18 protein-coding genes and 1 pseudogene are annotated in these 19,063 nt (G+C 72.6%); 7 read left to right on the forward strand and 12 right to left on the reverse strand.

What is annotated here, in order from left to right; all coding sequences use genetic code 11:
- Positions 1–36: 36 nt before the first annotated feature.
- Positions 37–1,065, reverse strand: a complete 1,029-nt coding sequence (locus tag EV385_RS09130; RefSeq protein WP_130509077.1) for a YlbL family protein — start codon at positions 1,063–1,065, stop codon at positions 37–39.
- A 144-nt stretch (positions 1,066–1,209) separates the two neighbouring features.
- Between EV385_RS09130 and EV385_RS09135 the strand changes: the two genes are divergently transcribed.
- Entirely contained in the window at positions 1,210–2,475 is a 1,266-nt protein-coding gene (locus EV385_RS09135; RefSeq protein WP_130509078.1) for a zinc-dependent metalloprotease, read from the forward strand.
- Positions 2,476–2,670: 195 nt separating this feature from the next.
- On the opposite strand, the gene EV385_RS09145 is transcribed toward EV385_RS09135, so the two are convergent.
- Together EV385_RS09145 and EV385_RS09150 are read right to left on the reverse strand one after the other, a co-directional pair.
- A complete protein-coding gene (locus EV385_RS09145) occupies positions 2,671–3,267 on the reverse strand; it encodes a hypothetical protein (protein ID WP_130509079.1) in 597 nt (198 codons plus the stop codon).
- An 88-nt stretch (positions 3,268–3,355) separates the two neighbouring features.
- Entirely contained in the window at positions 3,356–3,889 is a 534-nt protein-coding gene (locus EV385_RS09150) for a M48 metallopeptidase family protein (protein ID WP_130509080.1), read from the reverse strand.
- Positions 3,890–4,364: 475 nt separating this feature from the next.
- On the opposite strand from EV385_RS09150, the gene EV385_RS33820 reads away from it, so the two are divergent.
- From EV385_RS33820 to EV385_RS09160, 3 genes are all read left to right on the forward strand, one after another.
- Positions 4,365–4,526, forward strand: coding sequence for a DUF5679 domain-containing protein (locus EV385_RS33820; protein WP_015625326.1), 162 nt, complete (start codon positions 4,365–4,367; stop codon positions 4,524–4,526).
- Between the two features lie 214 nt (positions 4,527–4,740).
- The gene (locus EV385_RS09155) at positions 4,741–5,856 is read left to right on the forward strand and encodes a ThiF family adenylyltransferase (RefSeq protein ID WP_130509081.1); all 1,116 of its coding nucleotides are present in this window, start codon (positions 4,741–4,743) and stop codon (positions 5,854–5,856) included.
- Between the two features lie 88 nt (positions 5,857–5,944).
- Entirely contained in the window at positions 5,945–7,291 is a 1,347-nt protein-coding gene (locus EV385_RS09160; RefSeq protein ID WP_130509082.1) for an ABC1 kinase family protein, read from the forward strand.
- Between the two features lie 294 nt (positions 7,292–7,585).
- Here the strand turns inward: EV385_RS09160 and EV385_RS09165 are convergent, their stop codons facing one another.
- The 3 genes and pseudogenes from EV385_RS09165 to EV385_RS09175 all read right to left on the reverse strand — a co-directional run bounded on the left by EV385_RS09165 (position 7,586) and on the right by EV385_RS09175 (position 10,646).
- The gene (locus tag EV385_RS09165; protein ID WP_130509083.1) at positions 7,586–7,945 is read right to left on the reverse strand and encodes a WhiB family transcriptional regulator; all 360 of its coding nucleotides are present in this window, start codon (positions 7,943–7,945) and stop codon (positions 7,586–7,588) included.
- Between the two features lie 140 nt (positions 7,946–8,085).
- Positions 8,086–8,367, reverse strand: coding sequence for a hypothetical protein (locus EV385_RS09170; RefSeq protein WP_242624788.1), 282 nt, complete (start codon positions 8,365–8,367; stop codon positions 8,086–8,088).
- A 106-nt stretch (positions 8,368–8,473) separates the two neighbouring features.
- Positions 8,474–10,646: pseudogene (locus tag EV385_RS09175) on the reverse strand (ATP-dependent DNA helicase UvrD2).
- 82 nt (positions 10,647–10,728) lie between these two features.
- Here EV385_RS09175 and EV385_RS09180 point away from each other — a divergent pair.
- Entirely contained in the window at positions 10,729–10,992 is a 264-nt protein-coding gene (locus tag EV385_RS09180; RefSeq protein ID WP_130509086.1) for a mycoredoxin, read from the forward strand.
- A gap of 88 nt (positions 10,993–11,080) precedes the next feature.
- Here EV385_RS09180 and nudC read toward each other — a convergent pair whose 3' ends face one another.
- From nudC to EV385_RS33825, 5 genes are read right to left on the reverse strand one after another with little or no spacing between them, the layout of a single operon-like run.
- On the reverse strand, positions 11,081–12,070 hold the full coding sequence (nudC, locus tag EV385_RS09185; RefSeq protein ID WP_130509087.1) for an NAD(+) diphosphatase: 990 nt from the start codon (positions 12,068–12,070) through the stop codon (positions 11,081–11,083).
- The gene (locus EV385_RS09190; protein ID WP_242624789.1) at positions 12,067–13,386 is read right to left on the reverse strand and encodes a M16 family metallopeptidase; all 1,320 of its coding nucleotides are present in this window, start codon (positions 13,384–13,386) and stop codon (positions 12,067–12,069) included. The genes nudC and EV385_RS09190 overlap by 4 nt, the downstream gene beginning before the upstream one ends.
- Positions 13,383–14,690 (reverse strand): M16 family metallopeptidase, encoded by a 1,308-nt coding sequence (locus EV385_RS09195; RefSeq protein WP_130509088.1) that lies wholly within the window; start codon positions 14,688–14,690, stop codon positions 13,383–13,385. Before EV385_RS09195 ends, EV385_RS09190 begins: the two co-directional genes overlap by 4 nt.
- A gap of 34 nt (positions 14,691–14,724) precedes the next feature.
- On the reverse strand, positions 14,725–15,594 hold the full coding sequence (locus tag EV385_RS09200; protein WP_130509089.1) for a hypothetical protein: 870 nt from the start codon (positions 15,592–15,594) through the stop codon (positions 14,725–14,727).
- Between the two features lie 52 nt (positions 15,595–15,646).
- The gene (locus tag EV385_RS33825; protein WP_165449427.1) at positions 15,647–15,787 is read right to left on the reverse strand and encodes a hypothetical protein; all 141 of its coding nucleotides are present in this window, start codon (positions 15,785–15,787) and stop codon (positions 15,647–15,649) included.
- Between the two features lie 103 nt (positions 15,788–15,890).
- Between EV385_RS33825 and EV385_RS09205 the strand changes: the two genes are divergently transcribed.
- Positions 15,891–16,601 carry a lysophospholipid acyltransferase family protein gene (locus tag EV385_RS09205; RefSeq protein ID WP_130509090.1) on the forward strand — a complete coding sequence of 237 codons (711 nt, stop codon included), beginning with the start codon at positions 15,891–15,893 and terminating at the stop codon, positions 16,599–16,601.
- A gap of 150 nt (positions 16,602–16,751) precedes the next feature.
- Here the strand turns inward: EV385_RS09205 and cspE are convergent, their stop codons facing one another.
- A complete protein-coding gene (gene cspE / locus EV385_RS09210) occupies positions 16,752–16,955 on the reverse strand; it encodes a transcription antiterminator/RNA stability regulator CspE (RefSeq protein ID WP_130509091.1) in 204 nt (67 codons plus the stop codon).
- Positions 16,956–17,353: 398 nt separating this feature from the next.
- On the opposite strand from cspE, the gene EV385_RS09215 reads away from it, so the two are divergent.
- The gene (locus EV385_RS09215; protein WP_130509092.1) at positions 17,354–19,024 is read left to right on the forward strand and encodes a GGDEF domain-containing protein; all 1,671 of its coding nucleotides are present in this window, start codon (positions 17,354–17,356) and stop codon (positions 19,022–19,024) included.
- The last annotated feature ends 39 nt before the right edge of the window (positions 19,025–19,063 follow it).

Here is a 19,063-nt window from a genome sequence, read left to right on the forward strand (position 1 = left end):
GGGCGATGCTCGGCGAGGCCACACGGCGGCCCCCACTCACGCCGCCGGGCACGGGGCCGGCGTGCCACCGCTGGTGAACGTCTTCACCGCCGTGAGCGCGTCGTCCACGGTGGCCACCCTGGCCATCGGCAGGCCCGGGACGGAGTTGCGCATTGCCTCCGCACAGTTGTCGGCCGGCACGAGGAAGAGCTGCGCCCCGGCCTCCTTGGCGCCCACGAGTTTCTGCGGGATTCCCCCGATCGGCCCCACGTTGCCGTCGTCGTCGATCGTCCCCGTACCGGCGATGATCTTGCCGCCGGTGAGGTCCGCCGGGGTCAGCTTGTCGATGATGCCGAGCGTGAACATGAGTCCCGCGCTGGGCCCGCCGACCTCGTCCAGGGCGATCGCGACCTTGAAGGGGTGCGGCTGCCGCTTTTCGATCTCCACCCCGATTCGCGGCGTCTTGCCGTCCTTGTCCGCCTTGGTGGTGATCGAGGCCGTGCCCGGCTTGCCGTCCCGGGTGTAGGCCACGGCCAGCGTGGCGCCCGCCGGCTTGGCCCGGATCAGCTCGGTCAGCTTCGCCGGGCTGGTGACCGCGGTGCCGTCGACCGTCGTGACGACGTCACCGTCGCGCAGCTTGCCCTCCGACGCGCCACCGGCGGTGACCTTCTTCACGTACGTCTGCACGGGGTAGCCCAGCTCGCGCAGCGCCACCGTCTCGGCGGTGCTCTGCGACGACTGGAACTCCTCCTTGTTGTCCTGCTCGACCTGCTTCTCGCTGCGGTCCGGCGGGTAGATGAGCTCGCGCGGCACGACCGCCTGCTCCTTGCTGAACCAGCCCCGGATCGCCCAGATCAGCTCGACGTCGGGCTGCACCCCCACCGTCGTCATCCGCAGCTGGCCGGCGGAGGTCGAGGTGGCGGCGTTCGTCACCTGGATGACTTCCTTGCCGTTGTCCGTGCCGAGCGTGTTCACCGTCGGCCCCGGCTTGAGCACCACGTAGGGCAGGGGCGTGGCCATGACACCGACGGCGAGCAGCGCGGTGATCAGGGCGCCGAGGATGACCGTGACACCGCGACGTCTCATGCGCGGAAGCGTATCCAACCATGCTGAGTTCTCCCTGAGCTGGGACTTGAGCCGTGCTGGGCCGTGGCTGGCAACCTGCTGAGTTCTCTCTGAGCGGACACCTGCGTCAGGTCCGGGCGGGCGGTTCACGCGTACCGTGGACTCGTGCCTGATATCCCGTTCGGCTTCTCGCTGCCCGGCGCCCAGCCGCCCGACCCCTCCGACCCCCAGCAGATGCAGCAGTTCATGGCTCAGCTGCAGCAGATGTTCGCCACCCCCGGCGACGGCCCGGTGAACTGGGACCTGGCCCGCCAGGTGGCGGCCAGTCAGCTTGCCGCGGCGGGTGACCCCGCGGTGACCATCGTCGAGCGCAACCAGGTCGAGGAGTCGCTGCGGCTCGCCGATCACTGGCTCGACCCGGTCGCCGCGCTGCCCTCGGGCATCCAGACCGCGGCCGCCTGGAACCGCAACGAGTGGATCTACAACACCCTCGACGTGTGGCGCAAGCTGTGCGACCCGATCGCCGGACGCATGGTCGGCGCCATGGGCGACCTGGTGCCCGAGGAGGCGCGCGCCCAGCTCGGCCCGATGCAGTCGATGGTGGCGACCCTGGGCGGGGCGCTGTTCGGTGGCCAGCTCGGCCAGGCGCTGGGCCAGCTCGCGGCCGAGGTGCTCTCGGCCGGCGACATCGGGCTCCCGCTCGGCCCGGCCGGCACGGCCGCGCTCATCCCGGTCAACATCAAGGGGTACGGCGAGGGCCTGGAGCTGCCCGAGGACCAGGTCCGGCTGTACGTGGCGCTGCGCGAGGCGGCCCACCAGCGGCTGTTCCAGCACGTCCCGTGGCTGCGGGCGCACGTGCTCAACGCGGTCGAGACGTACGCGAACGGGATCACGGTCAACCGGGACGCGATCGAGGAGGCGATGAGCCGGGTCGACCCGTCCGACCCGGAGTCGATGCAGGCCATGGCGCTGGAAGGCATCTTCACGCCCGAGGACACCCCGCAGCAGAAGGCCAGCCTGGCCCGGCTGGAGACCGCCCTGGCGCTGATCGAGGGCTGGGTCGGCACGGTGGTGGACAGCGCGGCCGGTGAGCGGTTGCCGTCGGTGGCCGCGCTGGGCGAGGCGTTCCGGCGGCGGCGTGGCGCGGGTGGCCCCGCCGAGCAGACGTTCGCGGCGCTGGTGGGTCTGGAGCTGCGGCCGCGGCGGCTGCGCGAGGCGGGGGCGCTGTGGGCCGCGCTCGGCGAGCAGCGCGGCATTCAGGGGCGCGACGCGCTCTGGGAGCACCCGGACCTGCTACCGACCGACGACGACTTCGCCGACCCGCAGGCCTTCGCCAGCGCCCAGCTCGACTGGGACATCACCGACCTCGAAAAGCTCGGCAAGGACGACGAGAAGCCCGGCCAGGACGGCGAGCCCGGCGGGACCGCGTAGTCCGGCTCCCGCTTGGTCAGGCCCGGCTCCCGCTTGGTCAGGCCCAGCTCCCGCTTGGTCAGGCCCAGCTCCCGCTTGGTCAGGCCCAGCTCCCGCTTGGTCAGGCCCAGCTCCCGCTTGGTCAGGCCCGGCTCCCGCTTGGTCAGGCCCGGGTGCCGGGCCAAACCCGGGCCGCGTCTCCGGCCTCCCCGGCGCTCAGCCGCCCAGCAGTGCGCGGGTGGCCTCCCAGCCTTCGAGGGCCGGGTCGAGCGCGGACAGGTCGGCCGGGCCGCGCAGCCGGTGCCAGTCGGGGGTCGACTCGACCAGGCTGGGCTGCGGCGCGTCGCGGCGCAGCGCCATCGGCGCGGCCGCGTCCAGGTCGAGGTCGGGCAGCCAGTCGGGCGCGGGCAGCCGCGCCGCCACACCGAGCGCCCCCGGCCCGGGCACGGCGGGGGCCACCGCCACCGGCTTGGCCGACAGCGGGCGCAACAGCTTGCCGAGGATCATCCCGGGTACGTCGGGGGCGTCGGCCGCGACGATCGCCGCCTCGTCGAAGCCGTCGGCGGCGGCCGCGGCGAACACCGGTCGTACGGTCGCGGTCGGCACCTCGTAGATCCGCATGCCGGGCCAGGCGATCTCCTCCGCGAGCGCCCGGTCGGCGGCGGTGGCCGCGATGGCGGACTCCGCCTGGGCGAGCCGGGCCAGCAGGTCGGCCACGTCCTCGGCCAGCGCGGCCCGCCACGCGGCGGCGGCCGTCCCGGGCGGGTGCCAGGACACGGGTACGAGCAACGCGACGACGATCCGCTTCACCACGTGCCGAGGCTAGCGAGCGCCGCCGGCCGGTCCGGGGCCGGCGCCAGCCGTGGGGCCTGCGGCCGGACGGTCGCCCGGGGGCCGTGGGTCAGTCCTCGGGCAGGTCCAGGCCGGTGGCGGCCGAGATGCCCTCCAGGTAGCCGCGGGCGCGTTCGGCCTTGGGGTACCGGTTGACCAGGTCCCAGAAGCGGGCGCTGTGGCTGGGCACGACCAGATGGGCGAGCTCGTGCAGCAGGACGTAGTCGATGACCCAGTCGGGCATCTCCTGGATCCGGTGGGAGATCCGGATCGTGCCGTCGTCGGGCGTGCAGGAGCCCCACCGGCCGTTCTGGTTCGTCACCCAGCGGACGCTGTTGGGCGCGGCGTTGAGCGCGTGGTCGGCGAGGTAGCGGTTGACCAGCCGCCGGGCGCGCAGTTGCAGCTCGTCGTCGGTGCGCCGGATGCGCTCCTCGCGGGCGGCCAGCCGGGCCAGCATCCGGGCGACCCATTCGGTCTCCTCGGCCCGGGAGAACCGGTCCGGGATGAGCACGACGACCCGTTCACCGTCGCGGTAGGCGGACACCGTCCGGCGGCGGCGCTGGCTGCGCCGCACCTCGACGACAGGCTTGCGCGTGCGGGCCATTACCGGCTCGCGCGGCCCAGTTTCGGGTTCACGTTGAGACGCTAATCCGAGAGCCCCAGGTCACCGCAAGAGCACAGCGGGCGACACGCGGCAGAAATTTAAGGTTTGTACCGATGCGCCCGGAAGAATTTTCCGTGCCGCAACGCGGAGACGGCGAACTCGGATCACGATAGCTCACATGGGCCCAGAGCATCGGCGACGGCCATCTGTACTGTTTGGGAGCTTCTGAGCGTATTCCTCGGCGTGTCCCGGCACATCTGCCCCTATTCGGACATCTCGCATCGCACACTCACGACGTCGGCGACACCGTCGACGTCCGCGCCGACATGGAAACGGCCCGACCTGGGTAGGGAGCGCCCCGAAGCGAGTGGCCATATCCAGGTGGTCGCGGAGCGGTCCAGCGCCGCACCGGAAGCGGTCAACCGCAGTCCGGGCGCTGGGACCGACCCGGCCGACAACGAGACGAGGAGGAACCGTGGCCGACAACACGTACAACGGCTACTGCGTGAAGTGCAAGGAGAAGCGCGACTTCCAGGGCACCGTGGAGGTCTCCAAGACCGGCATGAACATGGCAAAAGGCAAGTGCCCGGTCTGCGGCACGACCGTGAACCGGATCCTGGGCAAGGCCAAGGCCTGATCGCCCGGTCGGGCCGGAGGGGGCGGCGCCGGAGTCGCCCCGTCCGGCCGTAACCCGTAGCGGCCCCGCCACGTTAGGTGATTGGCGGGGCGCCCACAGCCGCACCATGGCTGTGGATAACTCGCGTTTGCCTGTGGATAACCGGGGGCGGGCGGGTGCGACCCTGTGGACAACCATCACTGCAGAGCGCCACCGTGGTGACAGTCTGTCACCCATGACGCGGACACCTCTGCTGCGCCCGACCCTGCTGCCCGGCGTACCGCGGATCTGGCGCGGGTCGCACACGCTGCAGCTCGGGCTCGATCCCGGCCGGGCCATCCTGCTCGAACTGCCGGACCCGCGCACCGCCACGCTGCTCGACCTCCTCGACGGCACCCGCCCGGAACGGGTGGTCCTCGCCCGTGCCGCGGCACTCGGCGTCCCGCCCGACGAGGCCCGAGCCCTGCTGGACGCGCTGCACACCGCCGGGTACGTACTGGCCGGGCGCCACCTGCTGCCCACGGCGCTCCCGCCCGACACCCGGGACAGGCTCAGCGGGGAGGCCGCCGCCCTGGCGCTGCGCCGTACCGGTCCGCCGCCACGGGGACCGCTGCCCTCCGCCCCGACACCCGCGCGCACCCTGCGCCGCCGCGCGGCCGCGCAGGTGGTGGTCGCCGGGCGGGGTCGGCTCGGCGCACCGATCGCCGTGGCCCTCGCCGCCGCCGGGGTCGGCCACGTCGACCCGGATCTCCCGGGCCGGGTCAGCCGCGCCGACCTGCCCGGCGGCCCCCTGACCGGCGACGACGTGGGCACACCGCGGCGGACGGCCGTCGCGGCCGCCGTACAGCGCGCCGCACCCGAGGCGCGGACCGGCCCGGTCCGGCGGGGCCAGGCCACGCTCGTCGTCCAGCTCGGGCACGACCGACCCGCCGCACTGGTGGCCGCCGCCCACGCGGCCCGGCGCCAGGCGCACCTCGCCGTGACCGTCCAGGACGGCGTCGCGGTCGTGGGGCCGCTCGTGCCGCCCACGGGCGGGCCGTGCCTGAACTGTCTCGACCTGCACCGGCGTGAGCGCGACACCGGCTGGCCCGGCGCCGCGCCCGTCCCCGCCGCCGCCGAGCCCTGCGCGGTGACCACCCTGCTGGCCGCGGCCGCGTACGCGACGGCGGAGGCGCTCACCTACCTCGACGGCGGCCGCCCCGAGACCCTCGGCAGCGCCGTGGAGATCACCGCGCCCGGGCGGATCCGGCGGCGCACCTGGCCACCACATCCGGACTGCGGCTGCGCGCGCACCCGGGCCCCGCGCCGGGTCCCCGCCGACCAGAACCCGGCTCCGGCCGGCCCCGGATGAGGTGGGATAACCGGACTTGCGGCGCGGCGCGGGCCAAACGCATTCATCCCGGTCGGTGACCCTCGGCACGGTCGGTCACAATGATCTGGTGAGCGACATCCCGCGTCGCGCGGCGTCCCGGACCGCGAAGCTTGCCGCGCTGCCCCTCGGCTTCGCCGGACGAACGGCGCTCGGGTTCGGTAAGCGGGCCGTCGGCATGGCGTCCGAGGTCATCTCCGCCGACATCCAGCAGCGCACCGCCGAACAGCTGTTCAGCGTCCTCGGCCAGCTCAAGGGCGGGGCGATGAAGTTCGGCCAGGCGCTGTCGGTGTTCGAGGCGGCCCTGCCCGAGGAGATGGCCGGGCCGTACCGGCAGGCGTTGACCAAGCTGCAGGAGGCGGCGCCGCCGATGCCGGTCGCCACGGTGCACAAGGCGCTGGCCGAGCAACTGGGCGCCGACTGGCGGGACCACTTCGCGGAGTTCGACGACAGCCCGGCCGCCGCGGCCAGCATCGGGCAGGTGCACCGGGCGGTGTGGAAACTGCCGCCGGCCCGCCGCAACGCGAAGCCCAAGACGCTGCCGGTCGCGGTCAAGGTGCAGTACCCGGGGGCCGGTGAGGCTCTGCTGGCGGACCTCAAGCAGCTGTCCCGGCTGGCCGGGATGTTCAAGCTCATCCACCCGGGGATGGACATCAAGCCGCTGCTGGCCGAGCTGCGCGAGCGGGTCACCGAGGAACTCGACTACGCCATGGAGGCCGAGGCGCAGCGGGCCTTCGCCGCCGCGTACGCCGACGACCCCGAGATCTTCGTGCCGCAGGTGGTCACCGCCGCCCCGCGCGTGCTGGTCACCGAATGGGTCGAGGGCACGCCGCTGGCACGGGTGATCAGCGACGGTGACGAGGCGCAACGCGACGAGGCTGGGCGGCTCATGGCCGTGCTGCACTTCTCCGCGCCCGCCCGGGCGGGGCTGCTGCACGCCGACCCGCACCCCGGAAACTTCCGCATCCTGGCGGACGGGCGGCTCGGCGTCATCGACTTCGGCGCGGTCGCCCGGCTGCCCGGCGGCCACCCGGAGCCGATCGGCCGACTCGTCCGGCTCGCCCTGGACGGCGACGCCGAGGCGGTCGCCGACGGGCTGCGCGACGAGGGCTTCATCAAGCCCGACGACGAGCTCGACGCGGTGGCCGTCCTGAACTTCCTGCGGCCGATGATCGAGCCACTGGCCGGTGAGACGTTCCGGTTCACCCGATCGTGGCTGCGCTCCGAGGCCGGGCGGTTGTCCAGCCCGCGCTCCCCCGCGTACCAGCTCAGCCGGAAGCTGAATCTGCCGCCGTCGTACCTGCTGATCCACCGGGTCACCCTCGGCTCGATCGGGGTGCTGTGCCAGCTGGAGGCGCAGGCGCCGTACCGGTCGATCGTGGAGAAGTGGCTGCCCGGCTTCGCCCCGGTGAGCTGACGCCCGGCAGACATCGCGAAAGGGCCCGTCCGCGTGTCGCGGACGGGCCCTCTCTCACATCGGAGCGTCAGGTGCCCGATCGGTCAGTAACGGATTCCGCCCAGCTCACCGGCGGCGCGGTAACGCGCCTCCGTGGCGATCTGACGGGCGGGACGGTGCGCCTCAGTGCGGTACGCCTGAGGCCGACGCATTCGGGCACGGGACAACGCTTCTTGGATGAGTCTCATCTTCGGTGCTCCATTCGGGTTCACGGTTACGGTGCTCGTCTCTCGGTAAGGGGTGGTGATGGTCATGTCAGGCCGCCAGTCGCACGGCGTTGCGCTCGAGGCCGCTAGCGGCAAGCCGCTCCTCGACCTCGACCTTGAGCTCGGCGTCGCGCGCGACGTCGACCTTCCGGGGCCGACCCCGCGGCCGCTTACGCGGCACCACGGCACCCCGCTCGAAGATCTCGCCGCCCCAGACACCCCAGGGCTCGTTCCGCTCGACCGCACCGGCGAGGCACTCGACGCGCAGCGGGCAGTCCCCGCAGAGCGACTTGGCCAGCTCCAGCTGGGCCGGGGAGTCCGAGAACCACAGGTCCGGGTCGAACTTCCGACAGGGCAGGTTTGCCTCCACGTCGACGCTCACGTCGAGTGAGGCCAGCGCCAGACTCATAAAGCCCGGTCACCTCTCTCTTTCTCGATCTTCTGGATCGGTACTGCTCGTGCACCGGCCGGTGGGCCGGCAAAAAATTAAGGCCGCGGATCCCGGTTACGGGTTCCGCGGCCTCGAGGTGAGCCGGTTGGTCTGGTTGATCAGACCGGCCTTCCTCGAGGCGGGACACCGCTGGCGCCATCCGTCATGCGCTTCTTGGAGACGCCATTGCTGCCCACGAACCCAGTGGTCCCGTACTTCGCGTCGACGCCGCCCGCGAGCAGAGCCAGCTCGGCCTGGCTCTGGACCTGGTGCGCCTGCGACAACGGGGCCCGCTCGACCGCGAGCACCGCGACGCGCGCGGTGGACGGCAGCCAGGAAGCGGACGGAGCGCAGGCAGCAACGGGCAGCAGCGACGGTCGCTGAATCGTGTAGATCTCCATCGGTGCCACCTCCTCCATTGCCTCGCGCTCGGTGCTGATGTCTTACAGGAGCCCCGTTGAGCAGGGTTGATACCCGCGCTCGTCGAGGTGTGCCATGAGGCTATGCCTACCCCGGCGGGGAGGGCAAACGAATTAACGGCCTAGTTCGCAAAGTTTTTTCCGGGCAGCTCATCGGGGGTGACGCCGGCCACAAGCGCGAACACCGCGTCGCCGTACTGGCCGAGCTTGCGGGGGCCGATCCCGCCGATCGCCAGCAGCTCCGCCGGACTGCTCGGCCGCCGCTCCGCCAGCGCCACCAGCGTGGCGTCCGTGAACACCACGTACGCAGGGACTTTCTGCTCGGCCGCCGCGGTGGCACGCCACAGCTTGAGGCGCTCGTACAGCTCCTCGTCCAGGTCCGAGGGGCAGGTGGCGCACCGGCCCAGCTTGCGGTCGGCACCGGCCAGCAGGGTCGAGCCGCAGATCCGGCAGGACACCACCCGGGGAGGACGCCGGTCGGGTTTGCGACTGCCCGGCGGCCGGGCGCGCTCGGGGCCGCCGGTGCCGTCGAGCTGGGGCAGGAAGCGGCAGGGTCGCCGGGCCCGGCCGCCCGGCGAGCGGGACTGCCCGTACGACAGCCAGAGCCACTGCCGGGCCCGGGTCACCCCGACATACAGCAGGCGGCGTTCCTCCTCCACCTGGTCGGGCGTCTTCGCGTACGTCGTCGGGAGGGTGCCCTCGGCCAGCCCCACGAGGAACACCGCGTCCCACTCCAGGCCCTTCGCCGAATGCAGGGAGGCCAGCGTGACGCCCTCGACCGTGGGGGCGTGCTGCTGGTCGGCGCGGCGGGCCAGCTCGTCGCAGAACGCGGCCAGCGACACGTCGCGCTGCACGGCGGCCGCGTCGCCGACCGGCACCAGCTCCGGCGCGGCCGCGTACTCCTCGGCGAGGGTGACCAGCGCGGCCAGCGCCTCCCACTGCTCGCGCTGCGCCCCGCCCGCCGGGGGCCGATCGCGCACCCAGCCGGTCGCGGACAGCGCCTCCACCACGGCGTCCACCAGTGGGGTATCCCCGGGCGTGGAGCGCACCGCCGCGCGCAGCGCGACCATCGCCCCCCGCACCTCGGGCCGCTCGAAGAACCGCTCGGCACCCCGCACCACGTACGGGACCTCGGCCTCGGCCAGCGCCTCCTCGTACGCCTCCGACTGGGCGTTGGTCCGGAACAGCACCGCGATCTCGCTGGCCGGGGTGCCCGCGGCCAGGAGTTCCCGGCAGCGGCGGGCCACCGCGGCGGCCTCGGCGGGCTCGTCCGGAAAGATCTTGAGGGCGGGCTCGGGACCCGGCGGCCGCTGGCCCACCAGCTCCAGCCGCAGCCGCGCCTCGCTGCCCCGCGCCTGCCGGATGACCGCGTTGGCCAGCCCGACCACCTGCGGCGTGGAGCGGTAGTCGCGCACCAGACGGACCACCACGGCGCCCCGGCGCTGCCGGGGGAAGTCGATCAGATACGACGCGGTGGCGCCGGTGAACGAGTAGATCGTCTGGCTGGCGTCGCCGACCACGGTCAGGTCGTCGCGACCGCCCAGCCACGCCTCCAGCAGCCGCTGCTGCAGCGGGTTGACATCCTGATACTCGTCGACGACGAAGTGCCGGTACTGGGCGCGGATCTGCTCGGCGACGTCCGGGTGCTCCTCGATGCCCCAGACCGCGGCGCGCAGCATGTCCTCGAAGTCGATCACACCCTGCCGGCGCTTGAGCGACTCGTACGCCGCGAAGACCTCCGCCACCTTGGCGGGCTCGTGCGGCGGCTCACGCTGCGCCTTGGCCGCGGCGACCGCGTACTCCCCTGGCTCGACCAGGGAGGACTTCGCCCATTCGATCTCCCCCGCGAGGTCGCGGGCGCCGCTGCGGTCGACCCGGACCCCGGCGCGGGCGGCGGCCAGGCCGACCAGCCGGGCCTTGCTCTCCACCAGCTCCGGCATGCCCCGGCCCGCCAGCAGCCGGGCCGCGAAGTAGCGGACCTGGCGCAGCGCCGCCGCGTGGAACGTACGGGCCTGCACGCCCGCGGCGCCCAGCCCGGCGAGGCGGGCCCGCATCTCGGCCGCCGCCCGGGCGGTGAAGGTGACCGCCAGCACGTGCCGCGGGCTGATCTCGCCGGTGGCGGCGCGGTACGCGATCCGGTGCGTCACGGCGCGGGTCTTGCCGGTGCCCGCGCCGGCCAGGACACAGACCGGCCCGGCGGGCGCGGTCACCGCCGTACGCTGCTCCGGGTCGAGCCCGGCAAGTACGCGCTCCGCTGTCACAACCGGGAATCATGGCACCCCCGTCCGACGTTTCCACCGATGGCGCTGTGCCATGTGATCCTCTGCGAAGGGACGACCTCCGATGTTGACCATGTACTCGACGCCGTGGTGCGGCTACTGCCACCGCCTGAAGTCGCAGCTCGACCGGGAGGGCATCGCCTATGACGTGGTCGACATCGAGCAGGACCCGGCGGCCGCGGACTACGTGATGAGCGTCAACGGCGGCAACCAGACCGTGCCGACCGTACGCATCGTGCCCGCCGACGGCGGCGCCGAGGTCGTCATGACCAACCCGACCATCGTCCAGGTCAAGAGCGCGCTGGCCGGCTCAGGCGTAGCGGGCTGACCCGAGCACCATCCGATCGAGGACCCGAGACCCCGGCCTTGCGCCGGGGTCTTCGCTCTTCCGGCGTTCGGGCCGGGCCGCCCTCCGCTCAGTCGCCGGGCCCGGCCAGCCAGCGCTCGACCAGGAAGAACGCGATCGAGGAACGCATCGGCAGGCCCATGCGCACCCCGGTGTCCGGGTCCGCGTACTCGCCCGCGATCATCGCCGTCACCTCGGCGCGGGTGAACCAGCGCGCCTCGTCGATCTCCGTGGGATCCAGCACGAACTGCTGGGCGCGGTCGGCGACGGCGGTGAAGCCCAGCATCAGCGATCCCGGGTACGGCCACGACTGGCTGCCCTCGTAGTGCAGGCTGCTGAGCCGTACCCCGACCTCCTCGGCGACCTCGCGCACGACGGCCGCCTCGGCCGACTCGCCCGGCTCGACGAAGCCCGCCAGGCAGGAGAACCGGCGCACCTCGCCGACCTGCGGCCAGGCCGCGTTGTGCCCGAGCAGGCACCGGCCCTCGGGGCCGGGCACGCCGTCGTGCACCAGCACGATCATCGCCGGGTCGGTACGCGGCCACATCTGGCCACCGGCATCGTCCACCCTCGACCAGCCGCCCTCGATCGTCCGGGTCGGCTGCCCGGAGCGCGGCGAGTAGAGATGGGTGGCATGCCAGTTGCCCAGCGCGGCGGCCGCCGTGAACACCCCGGCGTCGCGGGCGCCGAGCAGGTGCCCGATGTCGCGCAGGGTCGCGGGACGCGTGCCGGGCAGCTCGGGCAACGCCGCGTCGATCATGAACACCGGGGTGCCGTCCGGGTCGACGCCGAGAAACATCCGCTCGCCGTCCGGCGCGTGCGCGGGGTCGAGCAGCACCAGCTCGGCGCCGCCGCCCGCCTCCCGCACCGGGGCGCGGCCGCCGTTGGCGATGTCGATCACGAGCACCCTGCCCCGCTGCCACGCCTCGGCCAGCCAGTCGGCGTCCTGGCGCCGGTGCGCGGCCCGGTCCAGCAACGTACGGGCCAGCGGCGGCCCCTCCGCGCCGGGCTGCTCGCCGACGTCGGGCTGCGCGCCGTCGGTGGAGGTGCTGCCGCTCATGCGTCGCTGCGTTCCACCGGGGTCAGCGCGGCCAGCGGCGCCGCCACCTTGTCCGCGTCGCCCAGCACCACCGTCACGGCCAGCGACGGGGCCAGGTAGCGGGAGGCCACCTCGGCCACCTGCTCGCGGGTCGCCGCGGCCAGCGCCGCCGAGTGTTCACGCAGGTAGTCCAGGCGCAGGCCGAAACTCGCGTACATGCTGGCCAGGCCCGCAAGTCCGGCCTGGGTGGACATGCCGAGGCGCAGCGTGCCCAGGGCGTACCGGCGGGCCTGCTCCAGCTCCTCCTCGCCCGGCGGGAGGCTGGCGATGCGGCCCAGCTCGTACAGGGTCTCCAGCAGGGCGGGGCCGGTCACCTCGGTGGCCACCTCGGCCGCCACGATCAGCGCGGAACCGGCGACGAAGTGCTCGATCGAGGTGTGCGGCCCGTACGTGTAGCCCTTGTCCTCGCGGATGTTCTCCACCCACCGCGAGGAGAAGTAGCCGCCGAAGACCAGGTTGGCCAGCTGCAGCGGCGCGCTGTCCGGGTGGGTACGCGGCACCGCGGGCAGCGCCATCCGCAGCGAGGACTGCACCGAGCCCGGCCGGTCCGCCAGCAACAGCGGGCCCGGTTCGAGCGGCGGGACCGCCGCGATCGTGCCGTCGCGGCCGGGGCCGATCCAGCCGCCCAGCGCCTTCTCGGCGGCGTCGATCGCCTTCTCCGGATTGAGGTCGCCGACCAGCACCAGCGTGGCGCCGTCCGGGCGCACCCGGTCGGCGTGCAGGGCGCGCAGCTGCGCCGGGCGCACCCCGCGCACCTGCTCCGGCTCGGGCGTCTGCACCGCGTACGGGTGGCGGCCGTACATGCGCTTGAGCAGCGCCGTGCGGGCCAGGTGGGCGGGCTGGCTCTGGGCCACCTGGATGTGGTCGACCAGCCGTTCCCGCTCGGTCGCCACCTCCTCCGCCGGGTACGCCGGGTCGGTCAGCACTCCCGCCAGGATCTCCAGGGTGCGCTCCAGGCCCCCGGCCAGCGCGTTGCCGGTGACCAGCAGGCGGTCCGGATCCAGCCCTGCCGCCAGTCCACCACCGACGGCCTGCAGCTCGGCGGCGATCTCGACGCTGGACATCGTGCCCGTGCCGGTGAACAGCGCCTGCGACAGCAGGGTCGCCCGGGCCAGCGGCGCCCGCCCGAACGGCACCCGCAGGCGCACCTCCACCAGCGGCACCGCGGCACGCCGGATGGCGATCACCGTGAGCCCGTTGTCCAGCGTCCGCTCGGCCTGCCGGGGCAGCTTGAGCTGGGCGTCCGGCATCAGGTCGGGCAACGTCTTCGCGCTCACTGGGCGGCTCCCGGTACGACCTCGACGGTGGCGCGGCGCTCCGGCCGCAGGGTGGCGGCGGCCGCGACGACCTGCGCCTCGGTGACCTGCCCGACCAGGCGGGGCAGCTCGTTGAGCAGTTCCGGGCGGCCGCGCTGCTGTTCCAGCACGGCCATCGGCAGCGCCCGGCCCAGCACCGCGTCGGTGTCGCGCAGCAGGTGGGTGGCCATCCGGGCCTGGGTACGGGCCAGCTCGCCGGGCCGCAGCCCCTCGGACGCCAGCCGGTCCAGCTCCTCGTCGACCGTGCGCAGCACCTTGTCGGCGTCCCCGCCCGGAGGCAGGTGCGCCTGCAGCAGCATGGCGGTCGGGTTGCGCACCTGGTACTCATCGCCCATGAAGCCGATGTAGCCGCCCACGTTCGTGGCCGTCCGGTCGCGCTGCACCAGCCGCTCCACCAGCCGCGACGCGTCGCCGTCGGTGAGCACCTCGGCCAGCACCACGTACGGCAGGTAGGCGGCGAAGTCGCCGATCGGGTCGGGCACCCGCCAGCCGCTGGCCACCGCGGGCAGCGGCGCCAGCCGGTCCGTGTACGCCTCGCGGCGCTCGCCGGACAGGTCGGGCTCGTCGAAGTCGGGGCGCGGCGGCGCCGGGCGGGCCGGTACGTCGCCGAAGTGCCGTTCGATCATTGCGGTCGCCTTGGCCACGTCGAAGTCACCGGCGACCGAGAGCACCGCGTTGCCGCAGGCGTAGTAGCGCTGGAAGAACTCCTGCGCGTCGGCGACCGTGGCGCTCTCCAGGTCCTCGAACGAGCCGTACCCGTCGTGCTCGTTCGGGAAGGTGGAGAACATCACCGGGGGCAGCTTCAGCCAGGGGAAACCGCCGTACGGTCGGTTGAGGACGTTGACCCGGATCTCCTCTTTGACCACGTCCACCTGGTTGCGCAGATTCTCCTCGGTGAGCCGGGGCCCGCGCATCCGGTCGGCTTCCAGGAACAACGCCCGTTCCAGCGCGCCCGCCGGCAGCACCTCGAAGTAGTCGGTGTAGTCCAGGTGGGTGGAGCCGTTGAAGCTGCCGCCGGCGCCCTGGACGTGCCGGAAGTGGGCGAGCTTCTCCAGGTTTTCCGAGCCCTGGAACATGAGGTGCTCGAAGAGGTGGGCGAAGCCGGTACGGCCCTGCGGTTCCGAGCGGATGCCCACGTCGTACACGACCGCGACGCCGACGACGGGCGCGCTGCGGTCCGGCGCGAGGACCACCCGCAGACCGTTGTCGAGAGTGAGCCGTTCGATCGGATACTTCGTCGCGGGGATCTTCAGTGTGCGGGCCACGAAGTGACAGTAGCGCGCGGGTCACCGGGTGCGGTCACACCGGGCGCACCGACGCGAGCACTTCGTCGACCACGTGGTCGAACTGCCGGTGGGTGCCGGGAATGGACACGTACAGCACCGCGGCGGCGGGGCGGCCCACGTCGATCACCGCGACCGCCGACAGCTCGTCGGTGGCCGACAGGCCGGGCTCCTGGAAGTGCAGCCGGAACTCGCTGACCCAGGCGGGCCGCCCGCCCAGGGTGGTGAGCTCGTCGCGCAGCCGGTCCAACGTGTTGGGCTGCGGGTAGTACTCGGCGCGTACGTCCGACACCACCTGGCGGCCCACGCACTGCAGGTCCAGCGTCACCGCGTCGTTGTCCGCGGCCGGCACCGCCGCCGACAGGATCGAGGCGTGGTACTGCCCGCCCGGGTAGTTCTCCGTGATGAAGTGCTGCCCCACCCGGTACTGCACGCGCAGCGTCCCGGCCCGCCACACCTCGTCCCACCGCTGCCACGGCGCCCCGTACGCCCGGTACGAGATGCCCGCGTGGTCGTCGACGGTGCGCGGGCCCGGCACCGGCGGGGCCGCGGGCGGTGTCGGTGCCTCGCTCGGCACCACGGTCGGCGCGGGGCATGCCTGGGCCAGCGGGGGACGTACGTCGGTGGGCTTGTCGGCCCGGCGCCCGAGCGAGTCGCCGCCGCCGGACAGCGCCAGCACCAGGATGACGGTCAGGCCGACCGCGAGGATCGCGGCGGCGAGGCCGCCGAACAGCATCAGCTGCCGCCGCCGGCGGCGCGGGCCGTCCGGCCCGGGCCCGGTGGGCGGGGCGCCCGGTGGCGGGGGCTTGGGTGGGGGCACGCCGATCGCGGTGACCATGCCGGAGCCCCAGGAGCCGGTCGGGCGGGGCGCGACGGGGTCCGACATGAATTCCAGTGAACACCACTTGAGGTACGGGTGGGTCACGGCGTCAGCGAGGTCACGGGGTGAGGGCGCCGGTCACCACCGGGTCGTACCAGGGCGCGAACGCCACCACGAGTACCACGGCGATACCCGCCGCGGCCAGGTAGAACACGAGCGCGAACTCGCTGCGCGCCGCGCGGGTGTACCTGCGGTCCATCCCTCGCCTCCCCGACAAGACCTGTCGTCCATAAGACGCGAGTACGGTCCGTCGGGTTGCACGTTCCATGCAAAGGTTCGGGCGGCGCCGCTACGGTTGCGACATGGAGATCGTGTACCCCCCGATCATCGGGCTCGCGAGGGCGATGTTCCGCGCGTTGGATCTGCGGATCGTCGTCGAGGGCGCGCACCACGTCCCGGCGACCGGCGGGGCGGTCCTGGCCAGCGCCCACGTCAGCTATCTGGACTTCATCTTCTGCGGGCTGGCCGCGCAACCGTCCAAGCGGCTGGTGCGGTTCATGGCGAAGAAGTCCGTCTTCGACCACAAGATCAGCGGGCCGCTCATGCGCGGCATGCACCACATCCCGGTCGATCGCGGCGCGGGCGGCGGGGCGTTCAAGGAGGCGACCCGGGCCCTGGCGTCCGGGGAGGTGATCGGGGTGTTCCCGGAAGCGACCATCAGCGAGTCTTTCACGGTCAAGCAGTTGAAGTCCGGCGCGGCCCGGCTGGCCCACGACGCCGGGGTGCCGCTGGTTCCGATGGCGGTGTGGGGCCCGCACCGGCTGTGGACGAAGGGTCGACCGCGCCAGCTCACCAAGCGGCACGTGCCCGTACTCATCGCGGTCGGTGAGCCGGTGCCCACCCGCCCGGACACCGAGGCGACCACGGCCGAGCTGCGAACCCGCCTCGGGGCGCTGCTGGACAAGGTGCAGCGGGCGTACCCGGAGCAGCCCTCCGGCCCCGACGACACCTGGTGGCAGCCCGCCCACCTGGGCGGCACCGCCCCGCAGCCGCCGCACGCACCCACCCACTGAGGCGATCGCGCCCACCGCCTCCCGGGCGGCGGTGGGCGCCGAGTGCTTCTTCCATCAGCCTGGCCGGTCTGGTGTCACCACGGCCAGGACTCTGACGGCACCGGCGCCGGCCCGGAGGACCGACGCCGGTGCGTCAGCGCGAATCTGAGATCAGAGCGGCCGGATGTTGGCGGCCTGCGGGCCCTTCTGGCCCTGGGTCACCTCGAACTCGACCCGCTGGTTCTCGTCCAGGGTGCGGTACCCCGAGGTCTGGATTGCGGAGAAGTGGGCGAAGACGTCAGCGCCGCCGTCGTCCGGGGTGATGAACCCGAAGCCCTTGTCCGCGTTGAACCACTTCACAACGCCGGTAACCATTTTCGTCTCCTCGACGGTCGATCGCTCCGCGCCAGGCTGGACGGGAGCGAAGTAGTAAGAACCGCGTCCTGCGGATCTCGTGTCGTCGTGCTGATCGCCCGTACCGGAGAAACCCGGGTTACGACAAAGAGCGCCTGGGGCAGGACCCCACAGGCGCTCCTGAGTACCTGGCAAACCAAAACTGACAACGCTCGCAGCCTAGCACGGCTACGGCGGCCAGATGGCGATCTCCGAGCGACTTGCCCAAGAACTCGAAATGGCCGCCGGGCAAGCCGCCGCGCCGGGCCGGAGGGGCCGAATCTCCTGCCTTCTGGCAGCCCAGCAGCGACAGAATCTGGGTGCTGGCGAGTCGGCCACAGCATTCAGCGACAGGGCGCGACAGCCGATATCTAACAGATGTGAGCGGTGACATGCTGACCCCCGGCGAGGTACAGACCTCGGCCGGCGAGCGGGCGCAACAGCTGCTCACCGAACTGATCGCCATGGAGACCGTGCCGTTCCACGAGCTGGAAGTCGCGCGGAGGGCTCGTCCCACCGAGATCGCACGGGAGGCCGCCGAGCTCGGCGACATCGAGTTGTGGCAGCGTGCCCGCCTCCTTGCCGCGTATCTGCGCGGGCGGCTGAACGGCGACCTGGCCGAGATGGCCCGGACCGCTCAGGAAGTCCATCAGTGGGCGGTGGAGAACGATCGCCGACAACTGCTGATCCGCAGTCATTCCGTGCTCGGCACGCTGCATACCGAGCTCGGCGACGCGCCGACCATGCTCACGCACGCCGTCAGCGCGGCGGAGCTGCTCACCGACGACACCCCGCCAGGTATCCGGGTGGGGTGCCTGCTGCGGTTCGGAGCGGCCCTGGCCGCCGTCGGCTCCCACGCCGAATCCCTGCAGCGGGTCCAGCAGGCCGAGCAGTTCGCCACCGACATGGGTGATCTGAGCTGGCTCCGGATGGCGCTCAACGACCGCGCGTACACCGAGCTCGAGGCCGGAAACCCGCAGGGGGCATCGGAGACCCTGGAGCGGCTGATGGCCGCCGTCACCCCTGCGGGCATCGCGTTCGACCTGGCCATGCTGCACCTGGAGGAAATCGACACCCTCGCCGCGGTGCAGATCGCCCTCGGCCGGTACGCCGATGCCGAACAGACGATGCAGAGCTGCCTTCAGTTACACGAAGAATCCGGCACCGCTGATCATTACGGGCACGCGGCGTTCCTGCTCACCCTCGCCAAGGCGCAACGGCACCTAGGCAAGACGCGCCTGGCTCAGCAGAGCCTGAACCGCAGCAGCACCATCTGCGCCGAACACGACCTCGCCGACCTCGCCGCCCAGATCCTGCGCGAGCAGGCCGAACTGCACGCCGCCACGGGCGACCACGTCCGCGCCTACGACGTCCTCAAAGACTTCCTCGACGCTTCGGACAAGCTGCGCTGCGCCCAACAGGAAGCCCAGGCCCGCACCCGCCAGGCCATGTTCGAAACCGCCGAGGCACGCACCCAGGCCGCCCAGTTCCGCGACCAGGCCCGCACCGATCCCCTCACCGGGCTGCGCAACCGCCGCTACGTCGATGAACACCTGCCCGGCATGATCAACGAGGCCCGCACCCGCGGGGCGAACCTGACCGTCGCCCTGGCCGACCTGGACCACTTCAAACGCATCAACGACACCCTCTCGCACGACGCCGGCGACCAGGTACTCACGACCGTGGCCACCATCCTGCGCGACGCACTCGCCGAGATCACCGACGTCGGTTTCATCGCCCGCATGGGCGGCGAGGAATTCCTGCTCGTCCTTCCCGACGCGAACCCTGCCGCCGCGGCGGCCCACCTCGACACCCTGCGCCTGGCCATCCGCAACCACCACTGGCAACCCATCACCGGAGACCTACCCGTCACCGTCAGCATGGGCTCGACCACGACGGCCACCGCACCGGATCCCACCCAGGCCGGCATGCTCGCCGACGCCGACCGCAACCTCTACGCCGCCAAACACGCCGGCCGCGACCGCGTCATCAACAACCCACCACCCCACCAAGGCACCCGCCGCTACCGCGACGCCCCCAAACCCAGCTGAGCGGCCACCTCCCGCCAGCGCATACCGCTGCGGTAACAG

The organism is Krasilnikovia cinnamomea (assembly GCF_004217545.1).
GTDB lineage: Bacteria > Actinomycetota > Actinomycetes > Mycobacteriales > Micromonosporaceae > Actinoplanes > Actinoplanes cinnamomeus.

Bases quoted from the DNA above. Each gene is read 5' to 3' on its own strand.
- EV385_RS09130 (WP_130509077.1), bottom strand. From the start codon at position 1,065: ATGAGACGTCGCGGTGTCACGGTCATCCTCGGCGCCCTGATCACCGCG.
- EV385_RS09150 (WP_130509080.1), bottom strand. From the start codon at position 3,889: ATGGCCCGCACGCGCAAGCCTGTCGTCGAGGTGCGGCGCAGCCAGCGC.
- EV385_RS09155 (WP_130509081.1), top strand. From the start codon at position 4,741: ATGACGCGGACACCTCTGCTGCGCCCGACCCTGCTGCCCGGCGTACCG.
- EV385_RS09165 (WP_130509083.1), bottom strand. From the start codon at position 7,945: ATGAGTCTGGCGCTGGCCTCACTCGACGTGAGCGTCGACGTGGAGGCA.
- EV385_RS09170 (WP_242624788.1), bottom strand. From the start codon at position 8,367: ATGGAGATCTACACGATTCAGCGACCGTCGCTGCTGCCCGTTGCTGCC.
- EV385_RS09180 (WP_130509086.1), top strand. From the start codon at position 10,729: ATGTTGACCATGTACTCGACGCCGTGGTGCGGCTACTGCCACCGCCTG.
- nudC (WP_130509087.1), bottom strand. From the start codon at position 12,070: ATGAGCGGCAGCACCTCCACCGACGGCGCGCAGCCCGACGTCGGCGAG.
- EV385_RS09200 (WP_130509089.1), bottom strand. From the start codon at position 15,594: ATGTCGGACCCCGTCGCGCCCCGCCCGACCGGCTCCTGGGGCTCCGGC.
- EV385_RS33825 (WP_165449427.1), bottom strand. From the start codon at position 15,787: ATGGACCGCAGGTACACCCGCGCGGCGCGCAGCGAGTTCGCGCTCGTG.
- EV385_RS09205 (WP_130509090.1), top strand. From the start codon at position 15,891: ATGGAGATCGTGTACCCCCCGATCATCGGGCTCGCGAGGGCGATGTTC.
- cspE (WP_130509091.1), bottom strand. From the start codon at position 16,955: ATGGTTACCGGCGTTGTGAAGTGGTTCAACGCGGACAAGGGCTTCGGG.